The following is a 13,937-nucleotide window of genomic DNA, read 5'->3' as shown; positions in this document are numbered from 1 at the left end:
GAGAATGTGATGGAAAAAACGTTTATCATGGTGAAACCAGACGGAGTCCAACGTCAGCTCATTGGAGACATTTTATCCAGATTTGAACGTAAGGGCTTACAATTAGCTGGCGCCAAGTTAATGAGAGTGACTGAACCAATGGCTGAGAAACACTACGCCGAACATCAAGGGAAGCCTTTCTTCGGAGAGCTCGTTGAGTTTATTACTTCAGGACCTGTATTTGCAATGGTTTGGGAAGGCGAAAATGTCATTGAAGTAACGAGACAGCTAATCGGAAAGACAAATCCTAAAGAAGCTTTGCCTGGTACGATTCGGGGAGATTACGGCATGTTTGTCGGAAAAAACATCATTCACGGCTCTGATTCTCTCGAAAGTGCTGAACGCGAGATTAACATTTTCTTTAAGAATGAAGAATTAGTATCATATCAACAGCTCATGGCAGGCTGGATCTATTAATCATTGAGAAATAAGCAACAGAGCCGGCACCAAGTAACGCCGCCGGTTTTCGATTTATTTTGTAAAGGTTTACATTGAAGTGAATAAAGGGTTTATTGGCAGTATGCATCTGTATTCTGCCTTTCCCGACGATCTGAAATCAGCTGAAAAGCTGATTTTTTTATTGAAACAATACAATTTCCTGATAAAACAAGCTATACTAGGACAAAAAGACAGCGAGACTGGGAGAGTAGAGATGGATACATACAGCGTATTTACAACGAAGTGGAAACAATTAACCGGAGTCGATTTGACATTATATAAAGAAGCGCAAATGAAAAGAAGACTGACTTCGCTTTATGAGAAAAAGGGGTTTCAAAGCTTTAAGGATTTTGCGGCAGCATTGGAAAAGGATCAAGCCCTCTTAAATGAAACATTGGACAGAATGACAATCAATGTTTCAGAATTTTATCGTAATTATAAAAGATGGGAAGTTCTTGAAACTGCTATTCTGCCGTTAATCAAGCATTCTAAGCCTTTAAAGATATGGAGTGCCGCCTGTTCGACAGGGGAGGAGCCTTATACACTTGCCATGCTTTTGGATCAGCAAAAAGGTCTTCCCGGTTTTCAGATTCTGGCGACTGATATTGATGACAAAGCATTGGAGAAGGCGAAAAAAGGCGTTTACCAGGAGCGGTCTTTACAGGAAGTGCCATCATCTGTGAAAAATCGTTATTTTACTCAAAATGCAAATGGGAGTTATGAAGTAAAACCGGATATCAAAAAGCATATAACATTTAGAAAGCACAATCTGCTGGCGGATCGATATGAACAAGACTTTGACTTAATCGTGTGCCGAAATGTATTTATTTATTTTACAGAAAGCGCAAAGGAAGAGCTTTATTTAAAAATGGCACATAGTCTGAAAAAGAATGGAGTACTGTTTGTCGGGAGCACCGAGCAAATCTTCAATCCTGAGAAATTTGGCCTGGCACCAGCTGATACATTCTTTTATCAAAAAAGATAGACTGACTTTTTGCTGAAAAATATGTTATAGTAGTCTTACTTAAAAGCGTTAATGCGATGAAGGGAGAAGAAGTCATGAGATATTTAACAGCCGGAGAATCACACGGCCCCCAACTGACAACTATTATTGAAGGTGTGCCTGCCGGGCTTTACATAACGGAGGACGATATCAATTTTGAGCTTGCCAGACGCCAAAAAGGCCATGGCCGCGGCCGCCGTATGCAGATCGAAAAAGACCAGGCCAAAATTATGAGCGGTGTCCGCCATGCCCGTACACTCGGTTCACCAATTGCTCTCGTAGTAGAAAACAATGATTGGAAACACTGGACAAAAATCATGGGTGCGGCTCCGATTACAGAAGATGAAGAAAAGGAAATGAAACGCCAAATTTCCAGACCAAGGCCTGGGCACGCTGACTTAAACGGTGCGATTAAATATAATCATCGTGATATGAGAAATGTGCTTGAGCGCTCTTCAGCAAGGGAAACCACTGTCAGAGTGGCTGCAGGGGCTGTTGCTAAAAAAATTCTTTCCGAGCTTGGCATTAAGGTGGCGGGCCATGTATTGCAAATCGGCGCAGTTAAAGCGGAAAAAACTGATTATACGTCAATTGAAGACCTGCAGCGTGTAACGGAGGAGTCTCCGGTCAGATGCTACGATGAAGAAGCAGGCATAAAAATGATGGCTGCCATTGATGAAGCAAAAGCAAACGGAGATTCTATCGGCGGAATTGTAGAAGTCATTGTCGAGGGAATGCCGGTAGGCGTTGGCAGCTACGTCCATTATGACCGCAAGCTGGACAGCAAGCTTGCTGCTGCGGTGCTGTCAATTAACGCATTTAAAGGTGTGGAATTCGGCATCGGGTTTGAAGCGGCCGGCAGAAATGGAAGCGAAGTCCATGACGAGATCATTTGGGACGAGGAAAAGGGCTATACTCGCGCCACCAATAGACTTGGAGGACTGGAAGGCGGCATGACGACAGGAATGCCGATTATCGTCCGCGGAGTTATGAAGCCGATTCCGACATTGTATAAACCGCTGAAGAGTGTGGATATCGAAACGAAAGAACCGTTTTCTGCCAGCATTGAACGGTCAGACAGCTGTGCAGTGCCTGCAGCAAGTGTAGTAGCTGAAGCTGCTGTTGCATGGGAAATTGCGAATGCAGTCGTTGAACAATTCGGCTTAGATCAAATCGACCGTATTAGAGAAAATGTGGAGAATATGAGAAAACTGTCGAGGGAATTTTAATGAGAACACTGCATGTTCAAACCGCTTCCTCGTCGTATCCTGTTTTTATCGGTCAGGGCATCAGAAAAGAGGCTTGTGATCTATTAACCTCTCTAAACAGGCCTTTAACACGGATTATGCTTGTCACAGATGAAGAGGTGGACCGCCTGTATGGTGATGAAATGCTTCATTTGCTCCAAGAAAAATGGCCCGTAAAAAAAGTGACGGTTCCGAGCGGAGAGCAGGCGAAATCCATGGACATGTACACGAAACTGCAAAGTGAAGCGATTCGTTTTCATATGGATCGCTCCTCATGCATCATCGCATTCGGAGGCGGTGTTGTAGGAGATCTTGCCGGTTTTGTGGCTGCCACTTTTATGCGCGGCATTGATTTCATTCAAATGCCTACGACGCTTTTGGCGCATGATAGCGCAGTCGGAGGAAAAGTAGCTGTGAATCATCCGCTCGGAAAAAATCTAATTGGTGCGTTTTATCAGCCGAAAGCCGTGCTCTATGATACGGATTTCCTGCGTTCTCTGCCCGAAAAAGAGCTTCGGTCTGGAATGGCAGAAGTGATTAAACACGCGTTTATCTATGACAGAGCGTTTCTGGAAGAGCTGCTGAACATCCGCTCACTAAACGATATCACTAGTGATCAGCTGAATGACATGATTTTTAAAGGGATTTCAATTAAAGCGTCTGTCGTTCAGCAGGATGAAAAAGAAGAGGGAATCAGAGCTTACTTAAACTTCGGACATACGCTCGGCCATGCTGTTGAAGCGGAATATGGATACGGACAGATCACTCACGGTGATGCTGTAGCCCTTGGAATGCAGTTTGCTTTATATATAAGCGAAAAAACTGCTGGCTGTGAAATGGATAGAAACCATCTGGTCAGCTGGCTACAAAGCTTGGGGTATCCAAGTCAAATCAAAAAAGAGACGGAAACTTCGGTTCTTTTAGACCGTATGATGAATGATAAAAAAACCCGCGGCGGGAAGATTCAGTTTATCGTGCTCAACGAACTAGGAAAAGTTGCTGATCACACATTTTCCAGAAATGAACTTGAGAGCTGGCTGAACAAATGGCGATTGGAGGAGACATCATGATGATTCGCGGAATTCGCGGAGCAACTACAGTTGAACAAGATACTGAAGAAGAAATTTTACAAAAAACAAAACAGCTGCTGGAGAAAATCATAGAAGAAAACAATACAAAACCGGAAGATGTTGTTCAAATGCTTCTTTCGGCGACACCTGATTTGCACTCCGTTTTCCCGGCAAAAGCTGTTCGCGAGCTTTCAGGCTGGCAATATGTGCCGGTAACCTGTATGCAGGAAATGGACGTAACCGGCGGTCTGAAAAAGTGCATAAGAGTCATGATGACCGTCCAGACAGATGTCCCTCAAGATCAGATCAGACATGTATATTTAGAAAAAGCCGTCGTTTTAAGACCTGATTTATCATTGACAAAAAATACTGAATTGTAATACGATAGGAACAGCTTAGAAATACACAAGAGTGTGTATAAAGCGATTGAAGAGTTGAGTTAGAGAATAGGGTAGCAGAGAATGAGTGTAGTTGAGCTGAGACACGTATGTTTATTCTACCCAAAAGAGCCTTTCTTTTGGGTTTATTTGTTATATCATTTTTTTCCTCTCATGCCATCTTCTCATTCTCCTTGCCATAAGGAGTGAGAGCAATGAATTTCCAATCAAACATTTCTGCGTTTTTGCGGGACAGCTTGTCCCACCACACCATACCGATTGTGGAGACCTTCACAGTCGATACGCTGACACCCATTCAAATGATAGAGAAGCTCGACAGGGAGATCACGTATCTTCTTGAAAGCAAGGATGATACATCCAAATGGTCAAGATATTCATTTATCGGTTTGAATCCATTTCTCACAATTAAAGAAGAGCATAGCTGTTTTTCAGCCGCTGATCAGGACGGCAGATCTCTTTACACAGGAAATGAACTGAAAGAAGTTCTGAACTGGATGAAGACCACGTACAAAATCAAAACGCCAGAACTGGGCATTCCTTTTGTAGGCGGAGCTGTCGGGTACTTAAGCTATGATATGATCCCGCTGATTGAGCCATCTGTTCCACCGCATCCAAAAGAAACAGAAATGGAAAAGTGTATGCTTTTTGTTTGCCGGACATTAATTGCGTATGATCATGAAACCAAAAATGTCCACTTTATCCAATATGCAAGGCTCAATGGACAGGAAACAGAAAACGAAAAAATCGATGTATTTAACCAAAGTCATCAAGAGCTGCAAGTTCTCATTGAAAAAATGATGAATCAAAAAAACATCAAAGAACTGTTTCTCTCTGCTGATTCATATCAGACGCCCAGCTTTGAGACAGTCACTTCTAATTATGAAAAAGCGGCTTTTATGGCTGATGTAGAAAAAATCAAAGAATATATAAAAGCGGGAGATATCTTCCAAGGCGTTTTGTCACAAAAATTTGAGGTTCCGGTAGCAGCAGATGCCTTTGAGTTATACAGAGTGCTGCGCATCGTCAATCCTTCTCCGTACATGTATTATATGAAACTCCAAGACAGAGAAATCGTCGGCAGCTCTCCTGAACGTTTAATCCACGTTCAGGACGGGCACTTGGAAATCCATCCGATTGCCGGAACGAGAAAACGGGGCGCAGACAAAGAGGAAGATGAAAAACTCAAGATTGAGCTGATGAAGGATGAAAAGGAAAAAGCTGAGCACTACATGTTAGTTGATCTAGCCCGGAACGATATCGGCCGAGTGGCAGAGTATGGATCTGTGTCTGTGCCTGAGTTCACAAAAATTGTCTCCTTTTCGCATGTGATGCACATTATCTCAGTAGTTACGGGACGATTGAAAGAAGGCGTCCATCCTGTTGATGCACTGATGTCCGCATTCCCGGCGGGAACGTTAACTGGCGCTCCAAAAATCCGTGCTATGCAGCTTTTGCAAGAACTGGAGCCGACACCGAGAGAGACATACGGTGGCTGCATCGCCTACATCGGATTTGATGGAAACATCGACTCTTGTATTACGATTCGCACAATGAGCATAAAGAACGGTGTTGCATCAATACAGGCAGGTGCTGGCATTGTTGCGGATTCTGTTCCGGAAGCCGAATACGAGGAAAGCTGTAATAAAGCAGGTGCTCTGCTGAAAACGATTCATATTGCAGAAGACATGTTCCATAGCAAGGAGGATGAAGCTCATGAACAAATTTCTACAATTGTGCGTTGACGGAAAAACACTTACTGCAGGTGATGCTGAATCGCTAATGAATATGATGATGACAGCGGAAATGACTCCTTCTGAAATGGGCGGTATATTATCTATCCTTGCTCATCGCGGAGAAACACCCGAAGAGCTCACAGGCTTTATGAAAGCGATGCGGGCACGCGCTCTAACAGTAGATGGACTTTCTGATGTGGTTGATACCTGCGGAACCGGGGGAGACGGTATTTCCACTTTTAATATCTCAACCGCATCGGCAATTGTTGCCTCGGCAGCAGGTGCGAAAATCGCTAAACACGGCAATCGCTCTGTCTCTTCTAAAAGCGGAAGCGCTGATGTTTTAGAGGAGCTAGAGGTTCCAATTCAAACTACTCCCGAAAAAGTCAAAAGAAGCATTGAAACTAACAACATGGGATTTCTTTTTGCACCCCTTTATCATTCATCTATGAAACATGTAGCAGGTACTAGAAAAGAACTAGGATTCAGAACGGTATTTAATCTGCTCGGGCCGCTCAGCAATCCTTTGCAGGCGAAGCGTCAGGTGATTGGGGTTTATTCCGCTGGAAAAGCAAGACTGATGGCAAGCGCACTGGAAACGTTTCAGCCGAAGCATGTCATGTTCGTATCAAGCCGTGACGGTTTAGATGAGCTTTCAATTACAGCACCGACTGATGTGATTGAATTAAAGGACGGAGAGCGCCGTGAATATACGGTTTCACCCGAAGAGTTCGGTTTCACAAATGGCAGACTTGAAGATTTACAGGTGCAGTCACCGAAAGAGAGTGCCTGTCTCATTCAGAATATTTTTAAAAATAAAAGCAGCAGTTCCGCTTTATCTATTACTGCTTTAAATGCAGGTGCGGCGATATACACGGCGGGGATAACCGCCTCACTGAAGGAAGGAACGGAGCTGGCGTTAGAGACAATTACAAGCGGAGGCGCTGCCGCGCAGCTTGAGCGACTGAAGCAGAAAGAGGAAGAGATCTATGCTTGAAAACATCATTAAACAAAAGAAAGAAGAAGTGAAAACACTGGTTCTGCCGGAAGAGCAGCCTTTCGAAAAACGTTCTTTTAAAGAGGCGCTGGCAAGTCCGAATCGGTTTATCGGGTTGATTGCCGAAGTAAAGAAAGCGTCGCCGTCAAAAGGGCTTATTAAAAAGGATTTTGTCCCTGAGCAGATTGCAGCAGACTATGAAACTGCGCAGGCAGATGCGCTGTCTGTTTTAACAGACACCCCGTTTTTTCAAGGGGAAAACAGCTATTTATCAGACGTAAAGCGAACTGTTTCAATTCCGGTACTCAGAAAAGATTTTATTATTGATTCTCTCCAAGTGGAGGAATCGAAAAGAATCGGAGCGGATGCCATATTGTTAATCGGCGAGGTGCTTGATCCCTTACACCTCCATGAATTATATCTTGAAGCAGGTGAAAAGGAGCTGGACGTGTTAGTGGAAGTTCATGATGCATCCACGCTAGAACAAATATTGAAAGTGTTCACGCCTGATATTCTCGGCATAAACAATCGAAACCTAAAAACATTTGAAACATCTATTAAGCAGACAGAACAAATCGCATCTCTCGTTCCGAAAGAATCACTGCTTGTCAGCGAAAGCGGAATCGGTTCTTTAGAACATTTAACATTTGTCAAAGAACAAGGGGCACGAGCTGTGCTTATCGGTGAATCATTGATGAGACAAACATCACAGCAAAAGGCAATCCATGCTTTGTTTGGAGAGTGATAATGTGAAGAAGCCGGCATTAAAATATTGCGGCATCCGGTCACTGCAGGATCTGCAGCTAGCAGCGGACTCACAGGCTGATTATCTGGGCTTTATTTTTGCTGAAAGCAAACGAAAAGTATCTCCGCAAGATGTGAAAAAGTGGCTGAGTCAATTTCATGTCGAAAAACAGGTTGCAGGTGTTTTTGTTAATGAGTCGATAGAGACGATGACACGCATTGCTGAAGACTTGAATCTTGACGTCATTCAGCTTCACGGTGATGAGGAACCGGCGGATGCCGATGCGCTTCGTATGCTGACAGGTTGTGAAATATGGAAGGCGCTGCATCATCATGAGAAAACAACTCAAGAAATAGCTCGCTTTAAAAATGCTGTGGACGGTTTTGTCATTGATTCATCTGTAAAAGGGGAAAGAGGCGGCACTGGTGTTTCTTTTTCTTGGGACTGTGTGCCGGAATATCAGCGGGCAGCTATAGGTAAACGCTGCTTTATCGCAGGCGGCGTGAGTCCGGACACCATCACAGACCTATTGAAATGGCACCCGCTGGGAATTGATCTTGCCAGCGGAATCGAAAAAAACGGACAAAAAGATCAGAAACTGATGAGGCTTTTAGAAGAAAGGATGAACCGATATGTATCCATACCCGAATGAAATAGGAAGATACGGCGATTTTGGCGGGAAATTTGTTCCGGAAACACTCATGCAGCCGTTAGAAGAGGTTGAAACCGCATTTAAAGAGATCAGGGATGATCCTGTTTTTCGTCATGAATATTACAAGCTGTTACATGACTATTCCGGAAGGCCGACTGCATTAACATATGCTGATCGAGTCACTGAATATTTAGGCGGCGCGAAAATCTATTTGAAACGTGAAGATTTAAACCATACTGGTTCACATAAAATCAATAATGCGTTAGGGCAAGCGTTGCTTGCAAAAAAAATGGGCAAAACGAAAATCATTGCTGAAACCGGCGCCGGACAGCACGGCGTTGCCGCTGCAACGGTCGCAGCCAAGTTCGGTTTTTCCTGCACTGTGTTTATGGGCGAGGAGGATGTTGCCCGCCAATCTTTGAACGTTTTCCGCATGAAGCTTCTTGGAGCGGAGGTTGTGCCTGTAACAAGCGGAAACGGCACATTGAAGGATGCCACAAATGAGGCGATCCGATACTGGGTTCAGCATTGCGAGGATCATTTTTACATGATTGGATCAGTTGTCGGACCGCACCCTTATCCGCAGGTCGTCCGTGAATTTCAAAAAATGATCGGAGAGGAAGCGAAGGATCAGCTGAAACGCATTGAAGGCGTTCTGCCTGATAAAGTGGTGGCGTGTGTTGGCGGAGGAAGCAATGCGATTGGCATATTTCAGGCGTTTTTAGATGAAGATGTTGAATTGATCGGCGCTGAAGCAGCCGGAAAAGGAATTGATACCCCTCTTCATGCCGCTACTATTTCGAAAGGAACCGTAGGTGTCATACACGGTTCATTGACTTATCTTATTCAAGATGAGTTCGGGCAAATTATTGAGCCCTACTCCATTTCAGCAGGACTCGACTATCCTGGAATCGGACCGGAGCACGCTTATTTGCATAAGAGCGGCCGAGTCACTTATGACAGTATCACAGATGAAGAAGCAGTGAAGGCTTTAAAACTCTTATCAGAAAAAGAGGGGATTTTGCCGGCAATCGAGTCTGCCCATGCGTTAGCGAAAGCATTCAAACTCGCCAAAGAGATGAATCGCGAGCAAGTGATCCTGGTCTGTTTATCAGGACGGGGAGATAAGGACGTCAACACATTAATGGATGTATTGGAAAAAGAGGTGAAAACGCATGTTTAAAGTGGACCTTCAAGCATCAGAAAAATTGTTTATCCCGTTTATTACAGCGGGGGATCCATCGCCTGAGGTTTCGATTGAACTGGCGAAGTCTCTCCAAAAAGCGGGTGCTACAGCACTGGAGCTTGGTGTTGCATACTCAGACCCGCTTGCAGACGGTCCGGTGATCCAGCGGGCTTCGAAGCGTGCGCTGGATAATGGAATGAATATCGTAAAGGCAATCGAATTAGCCGGAAAAATGAAAAAAAACGGAGTGTATATTCCGATTATCCTCTTTACGTATTATAATCCTGTGTTACAATTGAACAAAGAACACTTTTTCGCTTTACTGCGGGAAAATCATATTGACGGACTGCTTGTTCCGGATTTGCCATTAGAAGAAAGCGCCAGCCTTCAAGCGGAATGCAAAGACCATGAGGTAACGTATATTTCTTTGGTAGCGCCGACAAGCGAAAGCCGTTTGAAAACTATTATTGAACAAGCCGAGGGTTTCGTCTACTGTGTATCTTCTCTAGGTGTAACCGGTATCCGCAATGAATTTAATTCATCCGTGTATCCGTTCATCCGGACAGTGAAGGATCTTAGCACTGTTCCGGTTGCTGTAGGGTTCGGTATATCAAACCGTGAACAGGTCATGAAGATGAATGAAATTAGTGACGGTGTCGTTGTGGGGAGTGCACTCGTCAGAAAAATAGAAGAACTGAAGGACCGGCTCATCAGCGTGGAAACAAGAGAGCAAGCGCTGAAGGAGTTTGAAGATTACGCAACGGCGTTTGGCGGCTTGTACAGTTTAAAATGAGGTGACTGATTTGCGTATTAAAGAACACTTAAAACAGCTGAAGCCTTATCAGCCCGGTAAGCCGATTGAAGCAGTGAAATCAGAATATGGTTTGGATAAAGTTGTGAAGCTTGCTTCAAATGAGAATCCGTACGGCTGTTCAGAAGCTGTAAAAGAGGCGATTCACCTTGAGATTCAACAGCTTGCACTTTATCCTGATGGGTATAGCGCTGCTTTACGGACAAGGCTCAGTGAGCACCTCAATGTCAGCGAAACATCACTTATTTTCGGAAACGGTTCAGATGAAATTATTCAGATCATCTGCCGGGCATTTTTAAACGATAAAACCAACACAATAACTGCTGCCCCGACTTTTCCGCAATATAAACATAATGCGGTCATTGAGGGCGCTGAAGTTCGTGAAGTTGCACTTCGTCCTGACGGCTCACATGATCTAGACGCCATGCTTGAAGCGATTGACGAACAGACGCAAATCGTTTGGATATGCAGCCCAAATAATCCGACAGGCACTTATACATCAGAAGGGGAATTACTCGCATTCCTCGAGCGCGTTCCTTCTCGTGTCCTCGTGGTTCTTGACGAAGCATATTATGAATATGTTACAGCAGAGGATTACCCGGAAACCGTGCCGCTTTTAAACAAATACTCCAATCTGATGATCTTGCGGACATTTTCAAAGGCCTACGGTCTGGCAGCGCTCAGAGTCGGATACGGAATTGCTGACGAGAACCTGATTCGCCAGATTGAGCCGGCAAGAGAGCCGTTTAACACGAGCCGTCTAGGCCAGGCTGCAGCAATCGCCGCGCTTGATGACCAAGCGTTTATTGCCTCCTGTGTCGAGCAAAATAATGCAGGTCTTCAGCAATATTATGATTTTGCAAAGACGCATGGTTTAAAGTGCTACCCTTCACAGACCAATTTTGTGTTAATTGACTTTAACCGTCCGGCCGATGAACTGTTTCAGGCTCTGCTGGAAAAAGGCTATATTGTCCGGTCAGGAAATGCATTAGGTTTCCCGACTTCACTCCGGATTACGATCGGTACAAAAGAGCAAAATGAAGAAATTCTTGCAACTTTAGCTGAAATTTTATAAGAGGTGATCAAATATCACCTCTTTAGTCTATAAACCAGGTGATGACGTATGAATCAAATGAAAGATACAATATTGCTCGCCGGTCTCGGATTGATAGGCGGTTCGATTGCGTTAGCGATCAAAAAAATGCATCCCGGCAAACGGATTATCGGAATCGACATCTCTGATGAACAGGTGGTAGCCGCATTAAAATTAGGTGTAATTGACGAGCGTGCTGATTCGTTTATTAGCGGTGCGAAAGAGGCAGCTACAGTAATTATTGCGACACCTGTCGCGCAAACGCTTCTTATGCTTGATGAGCTGGCCCAATCGGGAATTGAACATCAGCTTTTGATTACCGACGTAGGGAGCACAAAGCAAAAAGTGGTTCATTACGCTGATCAAGTGCTGCCCAGCCGCTATCAATTTGTCGGAGGGCATCCGATGGCAGGCTCACACAAATCAGGAGTGGCAGCTGCGAAGGAGTTCCTGTTTGAGAATGCATTTTATATTTTAACGCCAGGCCAGAAAACGGACAAACAAGCTGTAGAACAGTTAAAAAACCTGCTGAAGGGAACCAATGCCCACTTTGTAGAAATGTCGCCGGAAGAGCATGATGGCGTGACAAGCGTGATCAGCCATTTTCCGCATATTGTCGCAGCAAGCCTTGTTCACCAAACCCATCAGTCGGAAGAGCTTTATCCGCTTGTTAAGCGCTTTGCTGCCGGCGGGTTTAGAGATATTACAAGGATTGCATCAAGCAGTCCGGCAATGTGGCGGGATATTCTATTACATAATAAAGATAAAATTCTGGATCGTTTTAATGAGTGGACTTGTGAAATTGAGAAGATCCGTACATATGTAGAACAAGAAGATGCGGTAAATTTATTTCGTTATTTTAAAGCGGCCAAGGATTATCGCGATGGGCTGCCGCTTCGGCAGAAGGGCGCCATACCTGCGTTTTATGACTTATACGTTGATGTTCCCGATCATCCGGGTGTGATTTCCGAGATAACGGCTATCTTAGCTGCGGAGCGCATCAGTATCACGAATATCCGCATTATTGAAACACGAGAAGATATTAACGGGATTTTAAGGATCAGTTTTCAGTCTGATGACGACCGCAAACGGGCTGAACAATGCATTGAAGCCCGGGCGGAATATGAAACTTTTTATGCTGATTGAGGTGGAAAATGATGAAAAGAGAAAAGGTGCAGGCCTTAAACGGAGAAATACACATTCCTGGTGATAAATCGATTTCTCACCGCTCCGTCATGTTTGGTGCGCTGGCGAAAGGCACAACAACTGTTAAAAACTTTCTGCCGGGAGCAGATTGTCTGAGCACGATCGATTGCTTTAGAAAAATGGGTGTTCAAATTGAGCAAGACGGCAGCGATGTAGTGATTCATGGAAAAGGAATCGATTCCCTGAAGGAGCCAGAAAGCCTGTTAGATGTCGGAAATTCAGGTACAACGATTCGCCTGATGCTCGGAATTTTGGCAGGCCGCCCTTTTTATAGTGCGGTAGCTGGAGATGAGAGCATTGCGAAGCGTCCGATGAAACGTGTAACGGAGCCTTTGAAGCAAATGGGAGCTAAAATTGACGGCAGAGCCGGCGGAGAGTTTACACCGCTGTCAGTGAGCGGCGCTTCACTAAAAGGGATTGATTTTGTATCACCTGTTGCGAGCGCGCAAATTAAATCTGCTGTTTTGCTGGCGGGTTTACAGGCTGAGGGTACAACAACCGTTACAGAGCCTCATAAATCTCGGGATCATACTGAGCGAATGCTTTCGGCTTTTGGCGTAAAGCTTTCTGAAGATCAAACAAGCGTTTCCATTGAAGGCGGCCAAAAGCTGACAGCTGCCGATATTTTTGTTCCCGGAGACATATCTTCAGCGGCGTTTTTCCTTGCTGCGGGCGCAATGGTTCCAAACAGCAGCATTGTATTGAAAAACGTAGGGTTAAATCCGACTCGGACAGGTATCATTGACGTCCTTCAAAATATGGGGGCAACACTTGAGATTAAACCGTCTGCTCACAGCAGTGCAGAGCCTTATGGAGATTTGGTCATAAAAACATCATCTCTAAAAGCAGTTGAAATCGGTGGTGATATCATTCCGCGTTTAATTGATGAAATCCCTATCATCGCGCTTCTTGCGACTCAAGCGGAGGGAACCACCGTTATTAAGGACGCGGCAGAGCTTAAAGTAAAAGAAACAAACCGCATTGATACCGTGGTTTCTGAGCTTCGTAAGCTAGGTGCTGAGATTGAACCGACAGCAGATGGAATGAAGGTTTATGGAAAACAAACACTGAAAGGCGGCACAGCTGTGTCAAGCCATGGGGATCATCGGATCGGTATGATGCTTGGCATCGCTTCCTGTATAACAGAGGAGCCAATTGAAATCGAGCAGACAGATGCCATTCACGTTTCTTATCCAACCTTCTTCGAGCATTTAAATAAGCTTTCAAACAAATCCTGAAGTTTTTGCTTCAGGTTTTTTTATGCAGATTGACTGTAAGAATCATAATTTGACGCAAAAAAACATAGCTTGTCTTATAGA

The 13,937-nt window shown here is 44.5% G+C and carries 14 protein-coding genes; all 14 read left to right on the top strand.

The features are described from left to right. The first annotated feature begins 6 nt into the window (after nucleotides 1-6). The 14 genes from ndk to aroA all read left to right on the top strand — a co-directional run bounded on the left by ndk (nucleotide 7) and on the right by aroA (nucleotide 13,856). Nucleotides 7-456 (top strand): nucleoside-diphosphate kinase, encoded by a 450-nt coding sequence (gene ndk / locus MOC09_RS06690; RefSeq protein WP_079287909.1) that lies wholly within the window; start codon nucleotides 7-9, stop codon nucleotides 454-456. 235 nt (nucleotides 457-691) lie between these two features. Then, nucleotides 692-1,462, top strand: a complete 771-nt coding sequence (gene cheR / locus MOC09_RS06685) for a protein-glutamate O-methyltransferase CheR (protein WP_268362826.1) — start codon at nucleotides 692-694, stop codon at nucleotides 1,460-1,462. A gap of 74 nt (nucleotides 1,463-1,536) precedes the next feature. Then, nucleotides 1,537-2,709, top strand: coding sequence for a chorismate synthase (gene aroC, locus MOC09_RS06680; RefSeq protein WP_268362825.1), 1,173 nt, complete (start codon nucleotides 1,537-1,539; stop codon nucleotides 2,707-2,709). After that, nucleotides 2,709-3,797 carry a 3-dehydroquinate synthase gene (aroB, locus tag MOC09_RS06675; RefSeq protein ID WP_268362823.1) on the top strand — a complete coding sequence of 363 codons (1,089 nt, stop codon included), beginning with the start codon at nucleotides 2,709-2,711 and terminating at the stop codon, nucleotides 3,795-3,797. The genes aroC and aroB overlap by 1 nt, the downstream gene beginning before the upstream one ends. After that, nucleotides 3,794-4,177, top strand: a complete 384-nt coding sequence (gene aroH, locus MOC09_RS06670; RefSeq protein ID WP_268362822.1) for a chorismate mutase — start codon at nucleotides 3,794-3,796, stop codon at nucleotides 4,175-4,177. Before aroB ends, aroH begins: the two co-directional genes overlap by 4 nt. A gap of 212 nt (nucleotides 4,178-4,389) precedes the next feature. Continuing rightward, a complete protein-coding gene (trpE, locus tag MOC09_RS06665) occupies nucleotides 4,390-5,937 on the top strand; it encodes an anthranilate synthase component I (RefSeq protein WP_268360312.1) in 1,548 nt (515 codons plus the stop codon). Next, the gene (trpD, locus tag MOC09_RS06660; RefSeq protein WP_268369977.1) at nucleotides 5,909-6,925 is read left to right on the top strand and encodes an anthranilate phosphoribosyltransferase; all 1,017 of its coding nucleotides are present in this window, start codon (nucleotides 5,909-5,911) and stop codon (nucleotides 6,923-6,925) included. The genes trpE and trpD overlap by 29 nt, the downstream gene beginning before the upstream one ends. Beyond that, complete coding sequence (gene trpC, locus MOC09_RS06655; RefSeq protein WP_268360314.1) at nucleotides 6,918-7,670, top strand: indole-3-glycerol phosphate synthase TrpC; 753 nt, start codon at nucleotides 6,918-6,920, stop codon at nucleotides 7,668-7,670. Before trpD ends, trpC begins: the two co-directional genes overlap by 8 nt. A gap of 4 nt (nucleotides 7,671-7,674) precedes the next feature. Beyond that, nucleotides 7,675-8,322 carry a phosphoribosylanthranilate isomerase gene (locus tag MOC09_RS06650; protein WP_268360315.1) on the top strand — a complete coding sequence of 216 codons (648 nt, stop codon included), beginning with the start codon at nucleotides 7,675-7,677 and terminating at the stop codon, nucleotides 8,320-8,322. Continuing rightward, nucleotides 8,303-9,505, top strand: coding sequence for a tryptophan synthase subunit beta (trpB, locus tag MOC09_RS06645; protein ID WP_268360316.1), 1,203 nt, complete (start codon nucleotides 8,303-8,305; stop codon nucleotides 9,503-9,505). Before MOC09_RS06650 ends, trpB begins: the two co-directional genes overlap by 20 nt. Beyond that, nucleotides 9,498-10,301, top strand: coding sequence for a tryptophan synthase subunit alpha (trpA, locus tag MOC09_RS06640; RefSeq protein ID WP_268360317.1), 804 nt, complete (start codon nucleotides 9,498-9,500; stop codon nucleotides 10,299-10,301). Before trpB ends, trpA begins: the two co-directional genes overlap by 8 nt. A gap of 10 nt (nucleotides 10,302-10,311) precedes the next feature. Further along, complete coding sequence (hisC, locus tag MOC09_RS06635) at nucleotides 10,312-11,394, top strand: histidinol-phosphate transaminase (protein WP_268360318.1); 1,083 nt, start codon at nucleotides 10,312-10,314, stop codon at nucleotides 11,392-11,394. A 48-nt stretch (nucleotides 11,395-11,442) separates the two neighbouring features. Then, entirely contained in the window at nucleotides 11,443-12,558 is a 1,116-nt protein-coding gene (locus MOC09_RS06630; RefSeq protein ID WP_268369976.1) for a prephenate dehydrogenase, read from the top strand. An 11-nt stretch (nucleotides 12,559-12,569) separates the two neighbouring features. Further along, on the top strand, nucleotides 12,570-13,856 hold the full coding sequence (gene aroA / locus MOC09_RS06625) for a 3-phosphoshikimate 1-carboxyvinyltransferase (RefSeq protein WP_268360320.1): 1,287 nt from the start codon (nucleotides 12,570-12,572) through the stop codon (nucleotides 13,854-13,856). Nucleotides 13,857-13,937: the final 81 nt, after the last annotated feature.

The organism is Bacillus sp. N12A5 (genome assembly GCF_026790125.1).
In the GTDB taxonomy this organism is placed as follows: Bacteria; Bacillota; Bacilli; order Bacillales; family Bacillaceae; genus Bacillus.
Note: the sequence above shows the minus strand (reverse complement) of the source record. Positions and strands in the feature narration are given on the sequence as shown.

Excerpts from the sequence above, each read along its gene's own strand:
- cheR (WP_268362826.1), top strand. The coding sequence starts at position 692 with ATGGATACATACAGCGTATTTACAACGAAGTGGAAACAATTAACCGGA.
- aroC (WP_268362825.1), top strand. The coding sequence starts at position 1,537 with ATGAGATATTTAACAGCCGGAGAATCACACGGCCCCCAACTGACAACT.
- aroB (WP_268362823.1), top strand. The coding sequence starts at position 2,709 with ATGAGAACACTGCATGTTCAAACCGCTTCCTCGTCGTATCCTGTTTTT.
- aroH (WP_268362822.1), top strand. The coding sequence starts at position 3,794 with ATGATGATTCGCGGAATTCGCGGAGCAACTACAGTTGAACAAGATACT.
- trpE (WP_268360312.1), top strand. The coding sequence starts at position 4,390 with ATGAATTTCCAATCAAACATTTCTGCGTTTTTGCGGGACAGCTTGTCC.
- trpD (WP_268369977.1), top strand. The coding sequence starts at position 5,909 with ATGAACAAATTTCTACAATTGTGCGTTGACGGAAAAACACTTACTGCA.
- trpC (WP_268360314.1), top strand. The coding sequence starts at position 6,918 with ATGCTTGAAAACATCATTAAACAAAAGAAAGAAGAAGTGAAAACACTG.
- trpB (WP_268360316.1), top strand. The coding sequence starts at position 8,303 with ATGTATCCATACCCGAATGAAATAGGAAGATACGGCGATTTTGGCGGG.
- trpA (WP_268360317.1), top strand. The coding sequence starts at position 9,498 with ATGTTTAAAGTGGACCTTCAAGCATCAGAAAAATTGTTTATCCCGTTT.
- MOC09_RS06630 (WP_268369976.1), top strand. The coding sequence starts at position 11,443 with ATGAATCAAATGAAAGATACAATATTGCTCGCCGGTCTCGGATTGATA.
- aroA (WP_268360320.1), top strand. The coding sequence starts at position 12,570 with ATGAAAAGAGAAAAGGTGCAGGCCTTAAACGGAGAAATACACATTCCT.